Genomic DNA, 242 nt, shown 5'->3' with positions numbered 1-242 from the left:
AGATGTCAGCCGCTTGCTGATATGCCTGCTTATCCCCTAAAACCAAAAGAACCGCTGATGAGCTGAACACTTTATATTGTCCGTTTGCGGCCTGCTTCAGCTTTTCTTTTACCTCCGGGTCAAGAACCGTCACATATTTTGTATGCTGCAAATTAAAAGCTGATGGAGCCAACGCAACCAATTCAAACATTTCGTTGAGCTCATCTCTTGTGATTGGATGTTCTGGAAGAAAGTTGCTTGCA

At 43.8% G+C, this 242-nt stretch carries 1 protein-coding gene; it reads right to left on the bottom strand.

The features are described from left to right. Positions 1 to 242, bottom strand: a 242-nt coding sequence (locus SB660_RS23260; protein WP_410584920.1) for a nitroreductase family protein, incomplete at both ends; no start/stop codon positions are given.

Origin of the sequence: Bacillus sp. SIMBA_005 (assembly GCF_046535585.1) — a bacterium.
Taxonomy (GTDB): Bacteria; Bacillota; Bacilli; order Bacillales; family Bacillaceae; genus Bacillus; species Bacillus pumilus.
This window is presented reverse-complemented; position numbering and strand designations above follow the sequence as displayed.